This window comes from Heliobacterium chlorum (assembly GCF_014502795.1).
GTDB lineage: Bacteria > Bacillota > Desulfitobacteriia > Heliobacteriales > Heliobacteriaceae > Heliobacterium > Heliobacterium chlorum.
Genome location: NZ_JACVHF010000004.1, coordinates 130,727 through 153,943, shown reverse-complemented (window position 1 = coordinate 153,943; position 23,217 = coordinate 130,727). Strand labels below are relative to the sequence as shown.

General features: G+C 53.2%; 21 protein-coding genes and 3 tRNA genes. 5 read left to right on the top strand and 19 right to left on the bottom strand.

Going from position 1 to position 23,217, the window contains the following annotated elements:
* Positions 1 to 105: 105 nt before the first annotated feature.
* From hemA to H1S01_RS06715, 4 genes are all read right to left on the bottom strand, one after another.
* Positions 106 to 1,437 carry a glutamyl-tRNA reductase gene (hemA, locus tag H1S01_RS06730; protein WP_188039317.1) on the bottom strand — a complete coding sequence of 444 codons (1,332 nt, stop codon included), beginning with the start codon at positions 1,435 to 1,437 and terminating at the stop codon, positions 106 to 108.
* 262 nt (positions 1,438 to 1,699) lie between these two features.
* A tRNA-Glu gene (locus H1S01_RS06725) sits at positions 1,700 to 1,775 on the bottom strand.
* 9 nt (positions 1,776 to 1,784) lie between these two features.
* A tRNA-Met gene (locus tag H1S01_RS06720) sits at positions 1,785 to 1,862 on the bottom strand.
* Between the two features lie 5 nt (positions 1,863 to 1,867).
* A tRNA-Met gene (locus H1S01_RS06715) sits at positions 1,868 to 1,943 on the bottom strand.
* A 197-nt stretch (positions 1,944 to 2,140) separates the two neighbouring features.
* Between H1S01_RS06715 and H1S01_RS06710 the strand changes: the two genes are divergently transcribed.
* Positions 2,141 to 3,541, top strand: coding sequence for a Mur ligase family protein (locus H1S01_RS06710; RefSeq protein WP_188039316.1), 1,401 nt, complete (start codon positions 2,141 to 2,143; stop codon positions 3,539 to 3,541).
* Between the two features lie 3 nt (positions 3,542 to 3,544).
* Positions 3,545 to 4,303: a type 1 glutamine amidotransferase gene (locus H1S01_RS06705; protein ID WP_188039315.1), complete on the top strand. Its 759-nt coding sequence runs from the start codon at positions 3,545 to 3,547 to the stop codon at positions 4,301 to 4,303.
* Positions 4,304 to 4,397: 94 nt separating this feature from the next.
* On the opposite strand, the gene H1S01_RS06700 is transcribed toward H1S01_RS06705, so the two are convergent.
* The 11 genes from H1S01_RS06700 to mfd form a co-directional block, all read right to left on the bottom strand.
* Entirely contained in the window at positions 4,398 to 5,336 is a 939-nt protein-coding gene (locus H1S01_RS06700) for a Ppx/GppA phosphatase family protein (protein ID WP_188039314.1), read from the bottom strand.
* Between the two features lie 61 nt (positions 5,337 to 5,397).
* Positions 5,398 to 5,739: a cell division protein FtsL gene (locus tag H1S01_RS06695; protein ID WP_188039313.1), complete on the bottom strand. Its 342-nt coding sequence runs from the start codon at positions 5,737 to 5,739 to the stop codon at positions 5,398 to 5,400.
* Positions 5,740 to 5,855: 116 nt separating this feature from the next.
* Complete coding sequence (yabQ, locus tag H1S01_RS06690; protein WP_188039312.1) at positions 5,856 to 6,431, bottom strand: spore cortex biosynthesis protein YabQ; 576 nt, start codon at positions 6,429 to 6,431, stop codon at positions 5,856 to 5,858.
* 24 nt (positions 6,432 to 6,455) lie between these two features.
* On the bottom strand, positions 6,456 to 6,746 hold the full coding sequence (locus tag H1S01_RS06685) for a YabP/YqfC family sporulation protein (protein WP_188039311.1): 291 nt from the start codon (positions 6,744 to 6,746) through the stop codon (positions 6,456 to 6,458).
* Between the two features lie 77 nt (positions 6,747 to 6,823).
* A complete protein-coding gene (locus H1S01_RS06680) occupies positions 6,824 to 7,102 on the bottom strand; it encodes a S4 domain-containing protein (protein ID WP_188039310.1) in 279 nt (92 codons plus the stop codon).
* 70 nt (positions 7,103 to 7,172) lie between these two features.
* On the bottom strand, positions 7,173 to 7,448 hold the full coding sequence (locus H1S01_RS06675; protein ID WP_170291706.1) for an HU family DNA-binding protein: 276 nt from the start codon (positions 7,446 to 7,448) through the stop codon (positions 7,173 to 7,175).
* A gap of 103 nt (positions 7,449 to 7,551) precedes the next feature.
* Complete coding sequence (gene yabN, locus H1S01_RS06670) at positions 7,552 to 9,096, bottom strand: bifunctional methyltransferase/pyrophosphohydrolase YabN (RefSeq protein WP_188039309.1); 1,545 nt, start codon at positions 9,094 to 9,096, stop codon at positions 7,552 to 7,554.
* Between the two features lie 51 nt (positions 9,097 to 9,147).
* On the bottom strand, positions 9,148 to 10,791 hold the full coding sequence (locus tag H1S01_RS06665; RefSeq protein ID WP_188039308.1) for a putative polysaccharide biosynthesis protein: 1,644 nt from the start codon (positions 10,789 to 10,791) through the stop codon (positions 9,148 to 9,150).
* An 84-nt stretch (positions 10,792 to 10,875) separates the two neighbouring features.
* A complete protein-coding gene (spoVT, locus tag H1S01_RS06660) occupies positions 10,876 to 11,439 on the bottom strand; it encodes a stage V sporulation protein T (protein WP_155475570.1) in 564 nt (187 codons plus the stop codon).
* A gap of 168 nt (positions 11,440 to 11,607) precedes the next feature.
* Complete coding sequence (locus H1S01_RS06655; protein WP_188039307.1) at positions 11,608 to 12,639, bottom strand: peptidyl-prolyl cis-trans isomerase; 1,032 nt, start codon at positions 12,637 to 12,639, stop codon at positions 11,608 to 11,610.
* 174 nt (positions 12,640 to 12,813) lie between these two features.
* Complete coding sequence (gene mfd, locus H1S01_RS06650; RefSeq protein ID WP_243237105.1) at positions 12,814 to 16,587, bottom strand: transcription-repair coupling factor; 3,774 nt, start codon at positions 16,585 to 16,587, stop codon at positions 12,814 to 12,816.
* A 100-nt stretch (positions 16,588 to 16,687) separates the two neighbouring features.
* On the opposite strand from mfd, the gene H1S01_RS06645 reads away from it, so the two are divergent.
* Together H1S01_RS06645 and H1S01_RS06640 are read left to right on the top strand one after the other, a co-directional pair.
* Positions 16,688 to 17,275 (top strand): HD domain-containing phosphohydrolase, encoded by a 588-nt coding sequence (locus tag H1S01_RS06645; protein ID WP_188039306.1) that lies wholly within the window; start codon positions 16,688 to 16,690, stop codon positions 17,273 to 17,275.
* A 28-nt stretch (positions 17,276 to 17,303) separates the two neighbouring features.
* Entirely contained in the window at positions 17,304 to 18,062 is a 759-nt protein-coding gene (locus H1S01_RS06640; RefSeq protein ID WP_188039305.1) for a DNA polymerase beta superfamily protein, read from the top strand.
* Here H1S01_RS06640 and pth read toward each other — a convergent pair.
* Together pth and H1S01_RS06630 are read right to left on the bottom strand one after the other, a co-directional pair.
* Positions 18,059 to 18,631, bottom strand: coding sequence for an aminoacyl-tRNA hydrolase (gene pth / locus H1S01_RS06635; protein ID WP_188039304.1), 573 nt, complete (start codon positions 18,629 to 18,631; stop codon positions 18,059 to 18,061). The two genes, H1S01_RS06640 and pth, sit on opposite strands and share 4 nt — an antisense overlap.
* Before the next feature lie 102 nt (positions 18,632 to 18,733).
* Positions 18,734 to 19,381, bottom strand: a complete 648-nt coding sequence (locus H1S01_RS06630) for a 50S ribosomal protein L25/general stress protein Ctc (protein WP_188039303.1) — start codon at positions 19,379 to 19,381, stop codon at positions 18,734 to 18,736.
* Positions 19,382 to 19,527: 146 nt separating this feature from the next.
* Here H1S01_RS06630 and H1S01_RS06625 point away from each other — a divergent pair, with 146 nt between their 5' ends.
* Positions 19,528 to 20,664: a PRC-barrel domain-containing protein gene (locus H1S01_RS06625; RefSeq protein WP_188039302.1), complete on the top strand. Its 1,137-nt coding sequence runs from the start codon at positions 19,528 to 19,530 to the stop codon at positions 20,662 to 20,664.
* 141 nt (positions 20,665 to 20,805) lie between these two features.
* On the opposite strand, the gene H1S01_RS06620 is transcribed toward H1S01_RS06625, so the two are convergent.
* Both H1S01_RS06620 and glmU read right to left on the bottom strand, forming a co-directional pair.
* Positions 20,806 to 21,753, bottom strand: a complete 948-nt coding sequence (locus H1S01_RS06620; protein ID WP_155475562.1) for a ribose-phosphate diphosphokinase — start codon at positions 21,751 to 21,753, stop codon at positions 20,806 to 20,808.
* Positions 21,754 to 21,789: 36 nt separating this feature from the next.
* A complete protein-coding gene (gene glmU / locus H1S01_RS06615; protein WP_188039301.1) occupies positions 21,790 to 23,172 on the bottom strand; it encodes a bifunctional UDP-N-acetylglucosamine diphosphorylase/glucosamine-1-phosphate N-acetyltransferase GlmU in 1,383 nt (460 codons plus the stop codon).
* Between the last annotated feature and the right edge of the window lie 45 nt (positions 23,173 to 23,217).

Sequence of the window (23,217 nt, the reverse complement as noted above, 5' to 3'; positions counted from 1 at the left end):
TCGTTTTTCAGCTAATTTTCATTCAATCATTGTATACCATTTCATAAAACATTGATCAATAGACTTTTAACATGTATTCAAAAAAATTTAACATAAGTCCGTTTATTAGGCCCGATTTTGCCGTTGCTCCACAGCGGGGTACTGAACAACGACATGTTTTTGCCGTTGGCCCGGAACATCCAGGCAGAAAAGATTTTGTAGAATCTCCGAGTACAAATGCCCTTCCGGGGAAGCCGCATAGTGACGCAGTTGCGTAATCGGATCGTGAAGCAGTTGGTTGACGATGGAACTGGCTAAGGAACCGACCAGCTTCTTTTCCTTTTCAGACAAATGCTTTAACTTGCACAAGGCCCGGTCAAGCTCTTTTTCTTTGATTTGATTGCCTTTGTTTTTCAGACCGACAATGGTCGGAATGACAAAGAGCGAATTGAGCCAGCGCATGAATTGGTTGATCTCATGTTCGATGATGATCTCCGCTTCCGCTGCACACTTACGCCGTTCGGCCAAATTGCGGTCGATCACGTGCTGCATGGAGTCGATGTCATAGAGGTGCGTGCCGGGAACTTGCGCCACTTCCGGATCGATATCACGAGGTACAGCGATATCGAAGAGGAAGACAGGTTTTCCGCCACGCCTGTCCATCACTTGTTCAACCATGGATTTGCGAATGACATAATGGGTCGCCGCTGTACAGGAGATGAGGATGTCGGCTTCCTCCAGGCGATGATTCACATCGGTAAAAGGAATCGCTTCGCCACCACAGCTTTTTGCCAGTTCTTCCGCTTTTTCGACGGAGCGGTTAGCGATGATGATCTTGTCGACACCTTCAGCCACAAGGTGTTTTAAGGTGAGCACACTCATCTTTCCGGCGCCGAGCACCATGGCCGTACGGCCTTTCAAGCCGCCCAGGACTTGTTCGGCCAGTTCCACTGCCGTATATGAGATGGATACGGGATGCTGATCAATGCCAGTCTCCGTCCGCACCCGTTTACCCACTGTAATCGCTTGTTGAAACCAGGTGTTAACGATCCCATTGCTGCAATCTTCGTTGCAGGAGCGCTGGTAGGCCGTACGTACCTGCCCGAGAATTTGCGTTTCTCCAAGAACCATCGAGTCCAATCCCGAAGCGACACGAAAGAGATGCCGAATGGCATCGTACAATGTATGTACATAAAAGTATTTAGAAAATTCCTGTGGTTGGAGTTGTCCCCATTCAAGGACAAACCGTTTGACCGCGGTCATGCCCTTTTCCATATCGGTCGACGCACCGTATATCTCCGTCCGGTTGCACGTGGAAAGAATACAGCAACCTTCAATCCCAGCCATGCCCTGTAGCTTGTGCAATGCCTCACTCAGCTGCGCTTCAGTAAAGGACAGTTTTTCGCGGACTTCCACTGGAGCCGATTTGTGGTTGAGTCCGACGACGAAGATAAACATGGCACCACCCTCTCTATCCTACGGAATTATCCGACCATCGATAAATAAAAGAATGATTCAACCGCGCGAGTACCTTGTCCTTCCCCATTTTACTCGATTCAAACCATTTGTGAAAGACCCGATAAAAAAATGATAATGTTTTTTCTCGAGTTTGTTCTACCTAAAGGCAATGTTGTAAAAGGTTCATCTTCCCTTATCATATTCAGTTGGACAAAAACAAATAACCCCCACCTGTAAATTTTGGTGAGGGTTTTTTTCATTTTGGTGACCCGTAGGGGATTCGAACCCCTGTAACCGCCGTGAAAGGGCGGTGTCTTAGACCGCTTGACCAACGGGCCATGAATATTTGGTAGCGGTGGTAGGATTTGAACCTACGACACTACGGGTATGAACCGTATGCTCTAGACCAACTGAGCTACACCGCCAGATTTGGTTGCGGGAGCAGGACTCGAACCTGCGACCTTCGGGTTATGAGCCCGACGAGCTACCAACTGCTCCATCCCGCGTCAATCATCATCGCTTCAGCGCCTTCAAGCAAGTGCGCCCAATCGACTTTGATATTATGCCATAAGAAAAAAAGGTTGTCAAGCTTTTATCGAGATAAAAAAACGCGTAAACTGTTGTGATGGTAATATACAATAGTAAATAGCCGAACTGAAAGATTCGGTTCGCAATTGTACGACTGCAACGGAGGTGCTCCCTGTTGTTATCGCCTCGTTTACTAGCCGGTTTGTGGATGGGCAAAACGGCGATCTGGCTAAACCGCCGTTTTGGCCACGGAGGAACGTCTTTCCCCGGAGGAATCGGTCGGCGTGTCGCTCCACAGATCCTCACCGCTCTCGCCGGACAATTAAAAAAGGGAGCCATGGTCGTTACAGGTACGAATGGTAAGACGACAACGTCGAAGATGCTCGCTGCCATCGTGGAGAAGTCTTCACTGACACTGACCCATAACCGGGCCGGTGCTAACCTTGTCGGAGGGATTACGACCGCCTTCATCGACTCCGCCACCATCGGCGGTAGCATCACCAGCGATTTAGGGGTCATCGAAGTGGATGAAGCGACGATTCCCCAACTCGTCCGAGAGGTTCAGCCGAAAGGCGTCGTCGTGACGAACTTTTTCCGGGACCAATTGGACCGTTTCGGTGAACTGGACAAAACGGTCAGCCTGGTCGGCGAAGCCCTTCGGCTGCTGCCGGTTCAGTCGATCGCCGTGCTCAACGCCGATGATCCTCTAGTCGCTTCCCTCGGCAAAGATTTTCCGGGACGAGTTCTCTATTTCGGCATTGATGATCGCTCTTACGGCGCCCGGGAAATGCTCCAATCAGCAGAGACCCGTTTCTGTCGTCTCTGCGGTCATCCCTTGACCTATGACTGGTTCTTCTTCGGCCAGCTCGGTCATTACCGCTGTTCCCACTGCGGCTTTCAACGGCCCGAACCGAAGATCAAGGTGACCGGCATTCAACTCAAAGGCGAAGAGGGTTCCGCTTTCACCGTCGAAACGCCTCGCGGTACCTGGCAGTTAGAACTGTCCACACCCGGTTTCTACAACATATACAATGCTTTAGCGGCGATCGCTTCCGCTATCCGGCTCGATCTGCCCGAAAAAGCCATCCGGGCCGGACTACAGGGATACCGGACGAATTTCGGACGGATGGAACGGATCGAATTGGAGGACGGCCGCCGGGCCTTTTTGGCGCTGATCAAAAATCCGACGGGCTGTGACGAAGTGATCCGCACACTCGTCCAAAACAGAGGTCCCAAACGGCTGCTCGTCATCATCAACGACAATGCCGCCGATGGTCGAGACATCTCCTGGCTTTGGGATGCCGATTTCGAATCTCTAGAGCCTGTTTACCCGGAACTTCGCAGCATCTTTACGTCCGGACTGCGCGGTGAAGACATGGCTCTGCGCCTGAATTACGCCGGCATTCCCGCTGCAAGTATTCACTATGAAGCAAACGTCGAACAAGCCATCCGTTCGGCCCTTGAGATGACAGAGCCCGGTGAAACCTTGTACATTCTGCCGACCTATACGGCCCTTCTCGAATCTAAAGCCGCTTTGACCCGCCTGGGGCACTCGCCTCACTATTGGGAGGAATAGCCCATGAGTAAATCATCAAACCGCACCATAACCCTCATTCACCTCTATCCAGACCTGCTCAATCTCTACGGCGACCGAGGAAACATCATCACCCTCCGTCGCCGCTGTGAATGGCGCGGCATCACCTTACAGGTCCATTCCGCTTCCTTAGGTGAAAAAGCATCCTTCGACGATGCCGATCTGGTCTTCATGGGCGGTGGTTCAGACCGAGAACAAACCTTGCTCTTTCAAGACTTTCAACAGCACAAAGGACCTGCCCTCGTAGAAGCGGCCGAAGGCGGTCTCCCCCTCTTGTCGGTCTGCGGAGGCTATCAACTGCTCGGCCTCTACTACCGCACCCACACGGGAGAAGAAATGCCAGGCCTCGGCCTTTTTGACGCTTGGACCGAAGCCGGTTCGACACGCCTCATCGGCAACGTCGTCGCCCAAGCCCCGTTGCTCGGCGAGAATGCCACACTGGTCGGTTTTGAGAACCACTCGGGCCGCACCTACCTCGGTTCTCGCGGCGGCATCCAGCCTCTCGCCCAGGTCACTGCCGGTTTCGGCAATAACGGCGATGATAAAGGGGAGGGCGCCGTCTATAAAAACGCTGTGGGCACATACCTGCACGGGCCCGTGCTGCCTAAAAACCCTGCTTTAGCGGACTGGCTGCTCAGCAAAGCCTTAGAGCGCCGGTACGGCGATGGAAGCCTGAGCACCCTTCATGATACTTGGGAAAACCGGGCTCATCTTTCGGTAGCTCAGAGGTTTGGGAAAAAATAACCAGCGCGACTTTTTAGCACGGTTGAAAAAATCTTCTCCATCAGGCACGATTTGGGGCGCATTGACGGAGTGAGCGCTTTGGGCGAAGTGGCGGCTATTCACCTCGCGGCGGCCACTCTCCCACAGCGATTCGCTTCAAGGCCGCATGCAACAGATCGGTCTCACTGACGACGATTTCCTCAAATCCCCCATCCTCCATAAAGGCCTCTAACACCGATAATCCTGCCGGAATAATGTCAGCCCGCTGGGGCTGCAGCCCGGCCACTTGTTTCCGTTCCACTACGTCCATCGCCCGCAGTTTTTGGGCGATGGACTTTACTTTTTCCTGAGGGATTTCATAACCGTGAACCTTGTCAGGAGCATACTTACGCAATTGCAGTGCAATAGCCGCTACGGTCGTAATCGTCCCACCGACCCCGATTAGCATCGGCCTGCCCACCCATTGCAGAGAGCGTACTTTCTCCACCGCTGGTGCCCAGACCGAAGCAATCCCCTCCCTGCTCAAAGGCGATTCGGTCAGGCGGACCGCACCAAGGGGAAAACTCTGACGCCACCACCGGTCCTTATGGTGAAATACCACTTCGGCACTGCCGCCGCCGATGTCTAAGACGACAGGAATTCTCCCTGCTGCAGTCCCTTCTGGAAGCCCCTCCACGGCTCCCTGATAGCTCAAATGCCCCTCCGTCTCTCCGGACAGAAGGGCCACTTCCAGCCCGAATCGTTCATACACTTGCCGGCAAAAATCCCGGCCATTGTCAGCCTCTCGAACAGCACTTGTCGCAAAGGTGGCCACCTTCTGAACGGATATGCCGAATTTTTGCATAGACTCTACGCCGTGGCCTAAGGCGGCCATCGTTCGTTCCACCGCTTCGGGGTGGAGCATCCCGGAACGGGTTACCTCCCGGCCTAACCTCGTCGTATCGAGGTGATGCCACAAAGGCATCAGTTCCTCTCCATCCAGGCGGGCAGCAAGAAATCGCACCGAGTTGGAGCCGATGTCGATGGCTCCCCACGCTTTCCCTTGATTGATCATCGCTATAACCTCCCGAATATAAAAAGCATTTCCACCGGCGACGGTCGGAAATGCTTTTTCATTAGTCTCGAATTTGAATATTTCCATTGGCGTCTTTTTTCAAAGGAACGCCGTTGCCTTGTTTCGCCCTGACGACGATCACTTCGCCAGGTCGAACGAGCCCCAGTTGTTGACGAGCGACCTGTTCCACGTAAGCGTCCGAGGAAAGCCATTCTTTTTCTTTTTGCATCTGCCCATGTTCCGTTCGCACCTGTTCCAGATCGGCAGACAGCCTGTCCGCCTCCTGGGCTAGTTCCCGATGCTGAAGATAGGGGGGAACAGCTGCCAACGCCAATAAGCCGATCCCTGCCCCGATGAGCAATATCATCTTTTTTCGATTGGATCGTGCCTTGGCTCGTTTCACCGAAACCCCTCTTCCCTGGAATAGGTATCTTCCCCAGAATACTTAATTTGGTACTTTCTGCAAGGCTCTTTCAAATTCCTGCAACTCAATAAAAAATATATAGATTTATTTAGATGTCAATCCTCATTAGGCGGAGGTCCTGGCGGGGGGCGGCGAAAACGCTGTCCGATGCGTCCTTTGATCTTTTTCCATCGAGAACTGAGACTGAATAAACGGACCCGAAGAAACTGTATCGTTCGTCGTAAAGGGATCCCTATCTTCTGGTTAATCCAACGTTTCAACTTGACCATGTTCCGGTAGAGATAGCTCATACAGTCTCGAAAGAGCCGGTAGGCAAAGACAAAGGGGAAGGTGGCGAGATAAAGGAGCATGCGAAGAACATGCAAGATCAGTTCAAGCATGCCTTCCCAAAAGGCCCGGACTTCCTCCGAAACAAAACGAAAGTAAAGGAAGAGTCCAAACGCGAGCCCCATAAAGACATAGACCCGCACTTCGCCCAGGTTGCCCCAGAGAAGCAAAAGAAAAAAGACGGCAGCGCCAAAAAGCCAAATGAAATAGTCGGCCACCGACGTCCACCATCGCCGGCGGCCCACCCTGACAAGGGTTCGATAAAGATCGAATCCGGCACCTAAAAGCAACCCGCCAATCGCCGATAAGGCAAAACCGTAGATTTGCTGGGCCAGTGGTGTCACCGAAATTCCTCCCCGCCCCTACTCCTACCGGAGCAGGCGACTCAATAAGTTCTTGCCTTTTTGCCGTATGTTTTGCGGAGAGTTTTCCTCCAGGTACTGTACCGCCGTGATATAACCCTCCACCGACAGCACCTTTTCGTCTAAGTTCAGCTGGATAATCTGCAAACCTTCGCCACGGAGCAGCAGAGGCCCCCGCACCGTCACCGTGTAGATCTCGTTTTCGTCAAAAGCGCCGACTTGGGTCACACCGCGAATCATAATGTTCTTACGGTCTTCCACGACAAAGCCGTGGCTTTTATCGTTATGAACATCCACGGAAGTTCCTCCTTTGTCCTCAATATCGACAAAATAAAAACGCCCCCCCATCATGCATATGTGGGCAGGCGTTTTTCCTAGAACAAAGGGGATTCCTCTCGGGGAAGGTTCTCTTCCCGCAGGATCCGGTATAGGTCCCGGGCTTCTTCCACCCGGGCGTTTTCCTTGATCTCTTGAATCTCCACTTCCAACGTTTTTTGAGGAAACCGCAGGATCAACCGATCGCCCGGTTGCACCTCCGTCCCCGCTTTAGCCGGACGTCCGTTGACAGTAACCCGTCCGCCCTCACAAACTTCCTTGGCGACGGTGCGCCGCTTGATGATGCGGGACACCTTTAGGAACTTATCGAGACGCACGATGATCCCCCCGAATGAAAATCAGGTTCCCTGCCGGAAACCTGACTTCAACTCTTTTGTACTTCCGGGATTAAGCTTCGACAGCATCTTTCAGTGCTTTACCTGCTTTGAAGGCCGGCACTTTCGAGGCTTCAATCGTAATCGTTTCCCCGGTCTGCGGATTGCGGCCTGTACGAGCTTTCCGTTCCCGGATCTCAAAGGTGCCAAATCCGACGAGTTGAACTTTATCTCCCGCTTTCAGAGCTTCTTCTACAACAGTAAAAAACGCATTAACTGCCTTTTCGGCATCCTTTTTGGTCAGTTCGGCTTTTTCTGCGACGGCACTCACCAAATCTGTTTTGTTCACCCGTTACCCCTCCTAGTATTGGATTGCTGTGAAGGTATTCGCTATATACCCATTTATTCCTTCCGGCTTGTTAATATTTTCGACTTTTTAAGCCAAATTATTCCTATAGACCCTGTGCTTTTGCTTCATCCCAGTACTTGTCCATCTCTTCTAAAGAGCAATCGGTCATATTTTTTTGTTCCCGCCGACAGCATTCTTCTACATATCGAAAACGCCGGATGAACTTATCACTGGTGCGGTGAAGGGCTTCTTCTGGGTTAACCTGGAAAAACCTCGCCAGATTGACGACAGCAAAGAAAAGATCCCCTAGCTCATCACGGATGTGCCTCTTATCGCCACTATCGATCGCCTCTACCAACTCGGCCAACTCTTCCCGGACTTTTTCTCTTGGGCCATGCCAGTCGACCCAATCAAAACCGATGCGAGCTGCCCGCTTCTGTAGTTTTTCCGCTCGCAACAGTGCCGGCAGCGCCGTCGTGACCTTATCGATACCGCTGGGACTCTTCACCTTCTCGCCTTTTTCTTGCGCCTTGATCGCTTCCCAGTTGACGAGCACTTCTTTGGAATCAGCGACCGAAATATCGGCAAAAACATGGGGGTGCCGGCGAATCATTTTTTCCGTTATGCTTTGTACAATTTCACCGATCTGAAAGCGCCCCTCTTGCTGGGCGATAACACCGTGGAAGACGACCTGCAAAAGCACGTCGCCCAGCTCCTCTCGGATTTTGCTGTCATCTTTCAAATCGATCGCTTCTAAAACCTCGTAAGACTCTTCCAGGAGATAGGGTTTCAGGGATTCATGGGTTTGCTCGCGGTCCCAAGGGCAACCGCCCTCGCCCAACAGGCGAAACATGACATCGACAAGGGGATCGAGAGGATATTTTCCCGAAGAAAAACGGTCAGCTGTTGACTGTGCCCCCGATTCTCGTTCGACTTCTTCGGCCGGCGACTCCTGATCAGCCCCGTCACCTTCCCCCTTCGGCGGAACATAGACGCTCGTCAGGTGATCCACCCAAGACAAGCGATCGAGTTGATAAAGAGGAATCGTTTCCACACGTTCCTCCCCCGACACGCCCGCAGCCCGGATGACGGTGACTCGATACTCATCAGGGTACCGCTCCATCAGGGTTAATTTCACTTCCGAGGCGACCAGCGGTGAATACATCTGGGTGATGATGATGCCTTGACGCCCCGCTAGATCGCTAGCTTTCAAGTCCAAACCGTCCAACACCGTCAGCCCCCGGGAAGGATCTAACCCGAGGGTCGTATACATGGCTTCCAAAAAGCTCACACCAGGGATGACATCGACCGTCAATCCCCGTCGTCCCGCCTCGGCTAAGAGAATTTCAACGGTCTTCTCCCCTACACGGGGATGGCCGGGTACGGCGTAGGTCAAGGGACCTTTTTCCGTCTCCTGAAGTATTTCTTCAGCGATGCGAGGATAAAGTTGATCGAAGGAATCGACCTGATCATAGAGGTGGTCAAAGCTACGATAAGTCAAGCCCGATTTTGTTAAATATTCCACAGTCGGGTGGACAGCGGTGCGAAGAAAAAGAGGACGCTTCGACTGCAGAGCTTGCCAGCCTGCCAGTGTAAGATGTCCTGCATCTCCCGCGCCTAACCCGACGATCGTAATGTTCGGTTCCATGATGCTCCTCCGATTCGTTCACAATGTAGAGGGGGGCGCTAAAAACAGCTTTTAAGCGCCCCAAAACTGCCGGTGCCAACGAGCCAGCCGAGGGCCCATCCGGGGGATCATGGCCAGATCGACCGCCTGAATCCCACCGATAGCCAGAAGAGTGAGACCATAAACGATCGACGAGGTGACCATGGACAAGCCCAGCCCGATCCAAGGCCCTGCTATATTTGTCAAATAAGGGACGCCGACAAGGGCGTAACCCGCCATCATTGTAGCAGCAACCAAAGGCTTGAGCAAGGCAGCCGACCAGGGAAAGGAAACGCCGCTCTGTATCCGAATATACCAGAGAACGAGTATCGCCGCTACCAAGAAACCCACATTCGAACCGACAGCCGCTCCCAATAGACCCCATCGGGGCATCAGAACGATATTGCTGCCCACTTTCAACACTGTACCTATGATGAGGGCGACGACGGGAAAGGCTGTCCTCCCCATGCCCTGGAGACCCGATGTGACCACCTGGTAGAAAGCCGACGAGAGAATGGTCGGCGCTAACCAGACCATGGGCTGAGCCGACCCGGGGGCATGAAAAAGCAGAGCCCCAATCGGCTCAGCTAACGCGACCAACCCTGCGGCGGCCGGCCAAGACAGAAGCGCCACGATCCGTACGGACGAGAGATACCTCTCCATAGCGAGACGGCGATCACCCCGGTTCCAAAGGGCTGAAATGACGGGAACCAAGCTGGCACCGACAGCTCCCGTTACGATCGACGGCATGCCCACCAGGGACGCGGCCATTCCGGAAAATTCTCCAAAGAGCGAAGCCGCTTGTGACGCCGTATAACCAGCTAACTGCAAACCTCGCGGAATGAGAACGGCATCGACTGTTTGCATGATGGGCGTGACGAGTCCGCCTAGGGATATGGGCAGCGATAAGATGAGCAATTCCCTCCAGAGGCCGAAAATACTCGTGCTGTGAACGACAGGCGGAGCCGACTCAGCCGCCGCGCTCTCATCATCAAAAAGGCTTTCCCGAGGAATACCACCTTGGGTTTGACGCTGCCAGTAATAAAAAAATCCCCCCAAGACGATCAACCCGGCCATTCCGCCGGTGACCGCTCCAAAGGTGGCACCGGCTGCAGCCACGTCGACGCCGTACCCCAGCAAGTATAGGCTGAGCCAAAGAATCGTTCCGACGCGGACAAGTTGCTCGGCCACCTGCGATAAAGCCGTCGGTATCATATGCTGATACCCTTGAAAATAGCCTCGGAAAGCAGCCATGAGCGCCGTCAGCAGCACCGCTGGCGCAATCGCCCATAAAGAAAAAACGGTCCGTTCATCCTGAAGGACTCCCCTGGCCAAAAAGGGGGCATAGTGGACCATCAAATATGTAGCCCCACATCCGAGACCAAAGAGCAGCCCAAAGGAAGCTAAAAAGACCCGATAAGCTCCCCGGTGGTCTCCATGGGTTGCCCTCTGTGCGACCAGCACGGAGATAGCCACCGGGAGCCCCGCTGTCGCCAGGCTCAATGCCACTGTATAGATGGGGTATACCATCTGGTATAATCCGACACCTTCGGAACCTAAAATGCGAGCCAAAGGGATCCGGTAAAAGGCACCCAGAAATTTGCTGACGATTCCCGCCCCGGTCAGCCAGAGGGCACCCATGAGAAACCGCCGTCCTCCTGTCCCCTGCCAGGCCATCTATGCAATATACCCCCTAAACGCGGCAAAGCATAACCGGTCGGTTATGCTTTGGCACAAGTACTTTGCCCAATCCGGGTAAAGTCATTGTTCCATTTGTTTGGCGAGGAAACCGGCAGCCGTCTCAGCCAGTTTCATCTCCATCTCGCCCATCTTGACGTTCGGATCTTTCGATGCTAAAAGGACTGCGCCAATCGGGTCACCCTCCGCGATAATCGGAGCAATAACTTCAGCAGAAAATTTGCAATCGACCTCTTCTTCGGTAGAAGGGCAACCTTTGCAGTGGGCATGTTCACCTGGCTTCTGAATAAGAACAGCTTTCCGCTCCTCCATCACCCGTTCGACCGCAGGCCCGACCGGCTTGCCTAAAAACTCTTTTTTCGGGGCTCCTGCTACGGCGATGATGTTGTCCCGGTCTGCGATACATGCGATATGGCCCGTGGCCTCGCTCAAGGAGTCCGCATATTCTTTGGCAAAATCGCCTAACTCGCCAATCGGCGAATATTTCTTTAGGATGACCTCCCCTTCGCGATCCACAAAGATCTCCAGAGGGTCTCCTTCTCGGATACGTAAGGTTCTTCGGATCTCCTTGGGTATGACCACACGCCCGAGATCATCGATTCGCCGTACGATGCCCGTTGCTTTCATTCCTTCACCATCCCTCCTTTGTGGGCCGTGACTTGGGGTTCTTGGTTCAGTGATAGTATATATCCGACCCTTTGGGGTTATTCATTTTTTTCCATCCCCGACGGCTCTGACATTCCCGTAAAAAAGAACCCGATAGCCGCTTTTGGACGGTTATCGGGCTCTTTGTCATTATTTAGTCGGTTGTTGTCCTTCCGGAGCGGGTGTAGCGGGGGCCGGCGTCTGTTCAGGCTGCTGCGACGAATTGGGCGTTCCTGTTCCGGTCTGCGGAGTCGCCGGTTGGGGAAGTTTCCGTTCGATTTTAGCAGCCGCTTTTACATCACCGTACCAGGTCTCGAATTTCTGTTGTTTCTGTTCTGCCGCCAGGTCGACTTTGATCTGATCTTTCACTTCGTCTAAGGACAACTGGCGTGCTTCTTTGATGTCCTCGACGCGGATCACATGATAGCCAAAACTGGATTTAACGGGGGTTTTACTGATCTCGCCTTTTTTCATCGAGAAGGCGGCGTCAGAAAACTCCTTAACCATCGCTTCACGGTCGAAGAAACCGAGTTCACCTTTGTTCTGGGCAGCCGTCGGGTCGGTGGATTTCTCCGCAGCCAACTGCTCAAAGTTGGCGCCTTTTTTCAGTTGATCGATAATAGCTTTGGCTTCATCTTCCGTCTTTAAGAGAATGTGCGAAGCCTTGACTTGCTGGGTTTGCTTAAACTTATCGGGATTTTCTTTATAGTACTTCTGAATATCTTGGTCGCTCACTTGCACGTCCGGGCTGAGGGCATCATAAAGATTCGAGATGATCAGGTTCGAACGAATCATCTCTTTTAGTTCTGATTCTGTTAAGCCGTTCTGTTTCAGTGCGTTCTGATATTCCTCATCAGAAGGAAAATTCTGCTTCCCTTTCGTCAGTTCTTCATCGACCTGAGCGTCGGTCACCTGGATATTCCGCTGTTTCGCTTCCTGCATGAGCAGCTTTTCATCGATCAGCCGTTCTAATTCCTGCTGTTCCAGGCTGGCGAGGACCTCTTTCTGGTTCGGATCTCCCTCTAGGCTTTGTTTATACCGGTTGACTCGCTTGTCCAGCTCCGCTCGGGTAACTTTTTCGCCGTTGACGGTGGCTACTGTACTACTGCTGCCGCAGCCTACCAGGGACAACATAAACATCCCTAACAAGGCCGCAGCCAGCAATTTCGCTGATTTTTTCAAAATAAATAGTCCTCCTTATTGGTGTAGGAACGACTCGATTATACCACCAAGATCTCCGAGGCGACAAGTTGGTTGGGAAATGTTGCTATGACTCTGTAAAACATTGGACCTTATGGGCTGAAAAGTTGCAGTTGTTTGCCGAGAGAAGTGCGGCGTTACATCGGGAACGACGGATCAATGGCGAGTACTTGGCGGCCACTGGTTCCCACGGTTTCGTCCGGTTGTCGATTCAGGAACAACCTGTACGGCGTGTGCTTCCGGCTCCTGTAGGGCCAAGGTTTTATGGGCTTCCCCATTCCCCTCTTTGCCCTTGCTCGCTTGCGCGAGCAGACCCATCGCTTTATCGACAATCAGCAGCGTCTCCTGTGGTTTTTGGCGGGTCGTCTTGATTCTCACTTCAAAGCCACTCGAGGCAGAGAAGTTGACTTTCCGGCCTAAAAACTGCACCAGCGCCGAAATGGCCGACGCGTCCACCTTGGCATGAGGAAAGAAGCGGATACGAACTTCTTCTTTTTCCTGCTGCACCGCCGATACACCGAGAGCCTGCCCGTGAGCTTTGATCCGGCTGAGGCGGACTAAGTTTTGGACGGCTTCCGGTAAATTCCCGAAGCGGTCTTCCATCTCCTCTTCCAACGTATCGACTTGATCGATCATCTTGGCATCGAGGAGGCGCTTGTAAAAATGGACTTTGGACGCCGAGTCGGCCATGTAGCCGTCCGGGATAAAGGCATCCACCTTGATTTCGACAAGCACATCAGGCTTCTCTTCCGGTTTTGTTCCGCGCAGTTCTTGGATCGCCTCTTCAAGCAAACGACAATATAGATCAAAACCGACGGAAGCCATCTGCCCGTGTTGTTCCGGGCCGAGCAAATTGCCGACACCGCGAATCTCTAAGTCCCGCATGGCGATTTTAAAGCCCGATCCCAGTTCGGTAAACTCCCGGATCGCATGGAGCCGTTTTTCAGCCACTTCGGTGAGCACCTTGTCCTTGCGATAGGTGAAGTAGGCATAGGCTAACCGGTTGGAACGTCCCACCCGGCCCCGGAGTTGGTACAACTGAGATAAGCCCATCAGGTCGGCACCATCGACGATCAACGTATTCACATTGGGAATATCGAGTCCCGTCTCGATGATCGTCGTGCAAACGAGAATATCGTACTCGCCTTCTAAAAAGTCGAGCATGATCTGTTCTAGCTGGTCCTCCCGCATTTTACCGTGACCGACGGCGACGCGAATGTCTGGAATCATCGCCATCAAATCACGGGCGATGCGGTCTAGGTCTTCGACCCGGTTGCGAACATAATAGACCTGGCCGCCCCGGTTTAGTTCCCGGCGGATGGCCTCCCGGATCAGCTCGGGGTTGTATTCCACCACATAGGTCTGCACGGGGTAGCGATCTTCCGGCGGCGTCTCGATGATCGACATGTCCCGCAAGCCCACCATGGACATGTGCAGGGTGCGAGGAATCGGTGTGGCGGATAGGGTGAGCACGTCCACGTTTTCCTTAAATTGTTTGATCTTCTCCTTATGGGCCACACCGAAGCGCTGCTCCTCGTCGATGATCAAGAGTCCAAGTTCTTTAAAGCATACATCATTGGAGACGAGCCGGTGAGTACCGATGACGATATCGACTTCACCTGTCTTCAGACCTTCGATGGTGAGCTTCTGTTCCTTGGCCGTGCGGAAGCGGGAGAGCACGTCGACCCGGACGGGGTAGCCGCTGAAGCGCTCCCGAAAGGTGTTATAGTGCTGCTGAGCCAAGATGGTCGTAGGAACCAGAACGGCCACTTGCTTGCTATCCTGCACCGCCTTAAAGGCGGCCCGGATGGCCACTTCTGTCTTGCCGTAGCCCACATCGCCGCAGAGCAAACGGTCCATCGGCTTGGGTCGTTCCATATCGCTCTTCACTTCGATAATCGAGCGGTACTGATCAGGTGTCTCCTCATAGGGAAAGGCCTCTTCAAATTCTTTCTGCCAAGGCGAATCCGCCTGAAAGGCAAAACCCGGCTGGCTTTCTCGAGCAGCATACAGTTTGAGCAGTTCACCAGCCATCTCCCGGACCGATTCCTTGACCCGTTGTTTGACTTTTTGCCAGTCGTTTCCGCCTAAGCGATATAGTTTCGGCGCTACCCCTTCGGTGCCGACGTATTTTTGGATCAGGTGCACCTGCTCCGTAGGAACGTAGAGACGGTCTTCCCCAGCATACTTGATCACCAGGTAATCTTTTTGGATACCGCCTACGTCGAGCTTTTCAACGCCCATGTAGCGGCCAATCCCATGGTTGACATGGACGACGTAATCACCAAGAGCTAGGTCGACGAAGGAATCGATTTTCTGTCCTTCCCGGGCCGCCTTTTTTGGTTTGCGGGGCTTTTTCTCCCGGCCGAAAATCTCATAGTCAGTGATGACGACCAGCCGGGACGATACCATTTCAAATCCCGCTTCCAAATGGCCCACACCGACCGACACCGTGCCGGAGGCGATTTCCGATTCAATGCCTTCGACAGACCGGGCCTCGACCCCATAGTCGCGCAAGGCCTCCAAGATACGGTCACGCCGGGACGGTGTCGCCGCCAGAATCAGTACCGCCGCTTTCCGCTTCCGGTACTGCTTGAGTTCATCGGCCAACATATCCAACTTGCCCAAAAAGGGATGCATGTTCTTGGCCGTAAAATGTACCGTGTTTTCGTGGTTGACCCGATCCAGTTTTTTGGCGAGCAGGGCGAGGTAAATGATCGGCTTGCCGCCCATTTCGGTGCTCAAGTCGTGATAGGAGGTGTAGACGTTCCTCTGTTCCGGCAGCACACCGCCAGACTCAAGGAGGTGCAAGAAAGTCTCAGTGATCTCCTGCTCCTTCGCCTCAGCCGTTTCTTTGATTCGCGTCGGCTCGTCCCAAAAGAGGATCGCCTCTGGATGCAGGTAGTCTGTGAGTAGCACCTGATCGGGATAAAAAAAGTTTTGGAACTGCTCCAAGCCTTCCACCCAGATCCCTTCGGATAGTTGCTCTAGGTAACTATCCACCTTTTCCTGTAACCGGGCAGCCGTCTCCTGCTGATCTGCTTTGAGCAGCCTTGCTCGCGCTGTTTCCGCTTCTCGGGCCAGTCTCGCCCGGCCCTGTTCCATCATCTCTGCCGTCAAAAGCATCTCCCGGGCAGGTCCGATCTCATAGGTATTTACTTTTTCGAGGGAACGCTGGCTCTCCACATCAATGAGCCGGATTGAGTCCACTTCCTCGTCAAAGAACTCGATCCGTGCCGGTTGGGGCTGTGTGAGCGGGAAGATATCCAGAATGCCGCCCCGGAGGGAAAATTGGCCGGCCCCTTCGATTTGGTTGGCCCGCTGGTAGCCTAAAAAATGAAGGGATTCGATCAGACCATTCAGATCGACCCGTTCGCCTACGGAAATAGGAATAGCCCCCTGGGCCATGACGGCAGGGGGTACGATTTTTTTCATCAAAGCGTCTATGGTAGTGACCACGGTAACCGGCTCTTTGCGGGCTAACCGCAGCAACGTGTTCAATCGGTGGGCTAATTGTTCATGGCTAGAGGACAGCACTTCATAGGGCATCACTTCCGTCGCCGGGAAGAACAAGATATCATCATCGGGCAAGAGGGACTGCAAATCCTCGACGATTTTTTTTGCTTGCTGTATCGAATGGGTCACCACTAAGAGGGGTTGCCCCGATCGGTTGGCGAAGGTCGCCAATAAGGTCGTTCGCTGGCTCCCGGTCAATCCAAAGGCAGCCTGGGCGCCGCGGCCTCGTTTCCAGTTGGTCCAGAGATGCTGAAATTCTGCAGTTTCCGCTATATAATCAAAAAGATTGTTTGCTGTCGCCTTTTCGGCCATACGCTCTCTCCTCTCGTCCTTGGCTCGATACCTTTTCTGGGCAGGAAGAATCGATCCCCCCGCCTCCCGGCACCGGAGTAGGACGGCCGAATTCGTTCTCATTATATTGTTACCCCACTTGTCCGGTCAAGAAAAGGATGTTTTGTTCCCTATGGGAATCGGTTACAATGAAGGAAACCACATTCCATGGAGGTGGGTCCCCGTGCCCGTTTCGGCGGACAAGTATCCCTTACTTCTCGAGGAGACAGAACGGCTTCTGAAGAAGCTGGAAGAACACGATCTTCCCAGTTTGATACATACACAAGACGTAGCGAAGGTGACCAAGGAGTTCATCCACCATCTCGATTTGCCTCGTGAAACAGCCATGCCGATCATCTTAGCCGCCTTGCTTCACGATATTGGCAAACTGCGTGTAGCTTCCAGTATCCTGCAAAAGCCACATGGTATCGACGCCATCGAACAAATCTTAATCCAGGTCCACTCCAACCATGGTGCTTCCATCATCCGCGAAGGAGGAATCTTTCCGCCTGAAGTAGCCGAGATGGTGGAGCAGCACCACGAACATTACGACGGTTCCGGCTATCCCGGAAAGTTAACAGGCTCGTCCATCGCACGTGGCGCCCAGATCCTTGGCATCTGTGACGTTTTCGCTATGTTGCGCGAAGACCGGGTGACCCAGAAAGCACGGACATTAGCCGAAGCGAAAGAATATCTGGCGAAAAACAAAGTCTGGTTTGCCCCCGATATCTACGACTCCTTTTTGCAGTTTGTCGCCGAAAATTACGGTTGAAGAACTTCTTCTGCAAGGAATGTAAGATATGCTTGAAACTATCGCAGGGCGAAAGATTCTCTTCTCAGCCAGGGTGGGCTCCCCCAATTACAACCTCCATGACAGCACCTCTGATCAAGATTGGAAACACCTCTTGTTGCCTACCTTTGACGATCTTTACAGCCAGAAGTTTTTCTCCTCTGCTCAGACTTCACCGGAAGTGGACTATACTGTCCACGATATACGCCGTTTCGCCGAGTTGATCTTGAAGGGGAATCCCTATTTTCTCGAAATCCTCTTTAGCCAGGAAGTGGTCGTCCCTCCCCAGCATATCGAACTGGGTCAAAAGCTTCTCTCTCGAAAAGAAGCTCTATCCCAGTTAAATCGGCCGGGACTTTTCCGCAACTGCATCGGCACGGTGAAGGAGAAACTGAAGAATCTGCGCAAAGGAACATCAACGACGGCCCATCTAGTCAAGGAGTTCGGTTACGACACGAAGGAAGCTCTTCACGCCTACAGGCTCTTAGATCTGCTGCGGCGCTTTGTCGCCTACGGCTGGGATTTTCAGAAAGCCCTCTGGTATGAGGGCGAGGCGCGCCGTCAGATGTTTGAGATCAAAAAGGGCATGGTCGCCCACGCCGATATCGATCAGGTGCTTCTGGTAAAATTTCAAGAGGCAGAAGAATTATCGTCGATCTATGCTGCTTATCCGGTCGATCAAGTGACATCTCGCTGGCTGCGCCAGTCTGTACGGGATCAAGTCCGCAAAGGGCTGGCCGAAGAGTTATGTCCCTCCCTGAAAGACTAGGCTTTTTCGCCGCCGTTGAAACGGTTCATCACCTCGATCATCCCCTGCTCCAACCAGAGCTCGACGGCATCGCAAGCCGTATCGATCGCTTTTTCGATATGGACCTGTTCTTCGGACCGAAAGCTTTCTAAGACATAGCTGGCCGACGGCTGCCGGCTCACCGGGCGGCCGATACCCAGCTTCAATCGAGGAAAGTTTTCACTGCCTAGGCAGGCGATCAACGATTTAATGCCGTTATGACCGCCGCTGCTGCCCTTTGTTCGACCTCGCAGTTTTCCTGGCGGAAGATCGAGGTCGTCATAGACGACAAGGATATCTTCCGGAGCTAATTTATAAAAAGCGGCCATGGCACCGGCAGCCTGCCCGCTCAAATTCATATAGGTCTGCGGTTTCAGCAGGAAAACCTTCTGCCCTCCAAGGCGCACTTCGCTAAAGAGCCCCTGAAACTTGGCTTTGAAGCCATCATGGCCCCATCGTTCCGCTAACTGGTCAACGACCATGAAACCGATGTTGTGCCGCGTTTTTTCATAGTCACGGCCGGGATTGCCAAGACCGACGATCGCTTTCATCTATCTCTCCCCTTTGGGAAATATGTTCTAAAATGAGTCTCGATTATATAGAATACTCTCTTTTTGGGGAAGCGTAAAGCCACCTGTGGCTCACAGGTGGCTTTACGCTTCTTCGGCTTTGGCGCCGTTAGCCTTTTCCGCTTCTTTAGGCTCCTCCGCTTTCGCCGGCTCCTCTGTCGTTTCTACCACGGCCCGTGGTACGACAATCGAGGCGATGACTTGATCGGGGTCAGAGACGATATCGATCCCCTTCGGAGGCGTCACATCGGCTACAGTCAGTTTATCGTGCAAGTCCAGGTGGCTCACATCGAGATCGATACGTGGCGGGAGGTCGGCCGGGAGTCCTTCCACTTCCAACGTGCGCAGACCATGCTGGATCACCCCGCCCGCTTTGACGCCGACCGGTGTACCGATGAGATGGATCGTCACTTCCGCTGAGATAACCTCGTTCATGTTGACCAGTTGGAAATCGACGTGGTTGAGCGTCCGGGCTACTGGGTCTCGCTGCATCTCCCGGACCATCACTTTTTTCGGCTCTTCGCCGCCCTCAAGAGCGACATCCAGGATAGCCGTTGCGCTCCCCTTGGCGTTAAGCAGCTTTTGCAATTCCTTGGCGTTGACCGATACGAGCAGATCGGGCGAATCCTTCCCGTAGATAACGGCCGGCAGCAGCCCGCGGCGACGCAATTCCTTTACATAAGCTTGTGTTCCCTTTTCCCGTTTCGAAACCCGTAACTGATTCGCTTCCATGTTGAGAAACCTCCGGTTCGATTCCTATTGCTTCCATCCCTAGTATGACCAGGAACAGTCCGGCTAAACCGTAGATCTGGTCATGTCCTCGCACTGACAGGCATATCTTTTCTAAAGAAATCTTTAAAAAAGGGGGCCCCCACCGCATGCTCGGCAGTAAAAGTTTGCTTACCCGACCCATCGTCAGCCTGGACGAAGGGAAAAAACTCGGTGCCGTTCGCGGGTTGATCGTTGATCCTGAGGCCTTGGAAGTGGTCGCATTGCAGGTGGACCAAAAGGGCCTCTTCCGCGAACAAAAGATCATCCCCTATTCGAAAGTGCACTCCATCGGTGAAGCAGCGATCGTCATTGACCGGGCGAGTCAGGTTCAGCGAGTCACCAATCTTCCCCATCTCTTTCAATTGATGAAAGATAAAATCGGCATTATCGGCTCCAAGGTGCTCACCACGGTTGGACAAAAAGTCGGCATTGTCGAAGAGTACTATTTCGATGAGAAGACAGGAAAGCTGCTCACCTTGGAAATACGGGGTCATTTCGGTGAAGGCTGGTTCAACGGCAAAGCCGCCTTGCCCGCCGCTGCCGTTCGCACCATCAGCCAGGAAATGGTACTGGTTTATGAAGACGCTATCGAACGCTTGACCCCCATGCCCCATCCGGTGGAAGACTCGTTAAAGCGTTTAACTGAGACGACGATGAAATTCTGGGATTCTACCATCAGCACCAGCAAACAGGTTGGGGAGTCGCTCAGCCGTTCCCTCGAAAAAATCAGCCTCGGTACAAACGATCTCTTTTCCGATAAGGAAGATGATGACGTTCGTCCTTGGAAGGCACCCGATTCTTCCGCTCCCATCCAACAGGATGAAGACTTATTTCGTCGTCCCAACAAGACAGGTATCGACATTGAACCTTCTTTTCCATCCTCGTCAGACAAGGGAAGTAATTCCAACGTCTCATCTTCACCCTCAGCAGTATCGAGTCCAAAGGGTACAGCGACCGCGCTCTCTTCAGCTACGGTCACCAGCAAGGAAAGTACCGGGAAGCAGGATCCTCTCCCGGATTCCGGGGCCGCTGAGAATTCGAACGTAGCTTTTGCTTCTCCTGAAACGACTGAATTGGTTCCTGCGACGAATGCTTCTGTCCTTACGTCAACAGAAGGTTCAACAGAGCAGGTCGACCCGGTTTCAGCAGCAGAACCGGATACCACCGCCAGTTCTGTCGAATCTGGTCCGGTGAGCCTGCCTGGGGCTCCCACAGCATCACCGACGGAGGAGAGTCGCAACTAATTAGGGAAAAGACGAGCAGACCATCGTGACAAGCAAAAAGCATATAATGGTGCATTAAAAAAACGCCTCCAAGGTGTTCACCACCTCGGAGGCGTTTTTTCGATTTCCGCAATATATTAACAGGAAGCGGCTGAATGATCCTTAGTCGAAGAGTTTGCTGACCGACAAATCTTCATGGATTCGAATGATCGCCTCACCGAGCAGCGGCGCTACCGAAAGGCTGCGGATTTTTTCGATCTGCTTTTCCGGTGCCAGCGGGATGGTGTTGGTGACGATCATTTCTTTCAGTTGTGAATTGGCAATGCGCTCAATGGCCGGTCCGGAAAGCACAGCATGAGTCGCACAAGCGTACACCTCTTTGGCGCCCCGTTCCAACAGCGCTTTAACCGCGTTCACAATGGTGCCGGCCGTATCGATAATATCGTCGGTGATCACTACGGTCTTCCCTTCAATATTGCCGATCACATTCATGACTTCTGATACGTTTGGTTCAGGCCGGCGTTTATCGATGATGGCCAAGGAAGCACCGATGCGTTCCGCCAGATCGCGAGCGCGGGTGACGCCGCCTAGATCGGGAGACACAACGGCAATGTCCTGCAGCCCTTTGTTCAAGAAGTACTCGGCCAAAATGGGCACCCCGGGGAGATGATCGACAGGGATATCAAAGAAGCCTTGAATCTGACCGGCATGGAGATCCATCGTAACGACACGGCGTGCACCGGCTGCCGTCAGGATGTTCGCCATCAGTTTTGCCGAAATGGGCGCGCGGGCACGCACCTTCCGGTCCTGCCGTGCGTATCCATAATAAGGAAGAACAGCAGTGATGCGGCGAGCTGATGCGCGACGAAGGGCGTCGACCATGATAAGCAGTTCCATGATGTGTTCGTTCACCGGTTGGCTCGTGGGCTGAACGACAAATACATCGGCACCCCGTACGCTTTCATCGATATCCACATGGATTTCGCCGTCGCTAAACCGCTTGACTTTGGCGGCTCCCACCGAAACGCCCAGGTATTCGGCGATCTCCTCGGCGAGGGCTGGGTTGGCGTTACCGGAAAAAATTTTTAACTTTTTATTAAAGAATGACATAGGGGGTACCTCCTAACGGTTTCGGTTGTTCCAATGTTAGTCTGATGATTTTTTCTGCTTATGCCCGCTGCGGTAACCTTCCTTCACCTTTAGGTGGGCCCGTTCTACGGCCAGCGCCCCAGCCGGAACATCCTTGCTGATCGTCGAGCCAGCCCCGACGAGTGCACCGGCACCAATTACGACAGGAGCTACCAAATTGGTGTTTGAGCCGATAAAGGCGCCATCATGAATCGTGGTGGAATGCTTTTTCTCACCGTCATAGTTGCAGGTGATCGTTCCTGCACCGATATTTACACCGGTACCGACGGTAGCATCACCGACATAACTGAGGTGAGGCACCTTGGACCCTTGACCGATCACAGACTTTTTAATTTCTACGAAATCGCCCACTTTGACCTCATCAGACAGGACAGTTCCCGGACGCAGGTACGCGAAAGGACCTACGCTGCAGTCGTTCCCCACTTCACTCTCGAGGACAATCGAGTTCTGAACGACCCCGTGATTGCCGATGCGGCTGTCTCGCACCCGTGTAGCCGGGCCGATCGTACATCCCTCGCCGATGACGGTGTCCCCTTCTAAGATCGTATTCGGATAGATGATCGTATCGGAGCCAATCTTCACCTGAGCGTTTAGCCAGACACTCGCCGGATCGATCATCGTGACGCCGGCGTCCATCCACTTCCGCCGCAGACGATTCTGCAGCACCGCCTCGGCCTCGGCGAGCTGCTGACGGGAGTTGATACCGACGATTTCCTGATTGTCGTCGATTTTGTGCGCAGCGACGAAGCCGCCCCGTTGACGGAAGATGGCCAGCACGTCCGTGAGATAGTACTCCCCTTGGGCGTTTGCTGGCGTAATCTCATCCAACGCGGAAAACAGAGCCGCGCGCTCAAAACAGTAGGTTCCGGAGTTGATCTCCCGAATCGCCTTTTGGGTCTCAGAAGCGTCTTTTTCCTCGACGATCGCTGCCACATTTCCCATCTCGTCCCGGATGATCCGTCCGTATCCGGTCGGATTATCTAAGAGAGCCGTTAGCACCGTAGCCATCGCGCCTTTTTCTTCATGGCACTGCCAAAGGGCAGCTAGGGTCGCTCCGGTCAACAGGGGCGTATCCCCACAGACCACCATGACCGTTTGCACTTGTTCCGAAATCAAAGGCCGGGCCATCATGACCGCATGGCCGGTTCCCAATTGTTCCTGCTGCCACGCATAAACCGCTCGTTCTCCCAAGCAGGCCTGCACCTGGTCTCCCCCATGGCCGATGACCAATACCGGCTGTGTTACGTCGCAAGCAGCCAAAGCCTCCAGAACATGATGAACCATCGGTCGACCGGCTACTTCATGAAGCACCTTGGGCCGCCGCGACTTCATCCGGGTCCCTTTTCCTGCGGCCAGGACGACAGCCGTCCGCATATGCATAGATTGCGCCTCCTGTAAATGCCGATGCTTTCATACTCTTTCCAT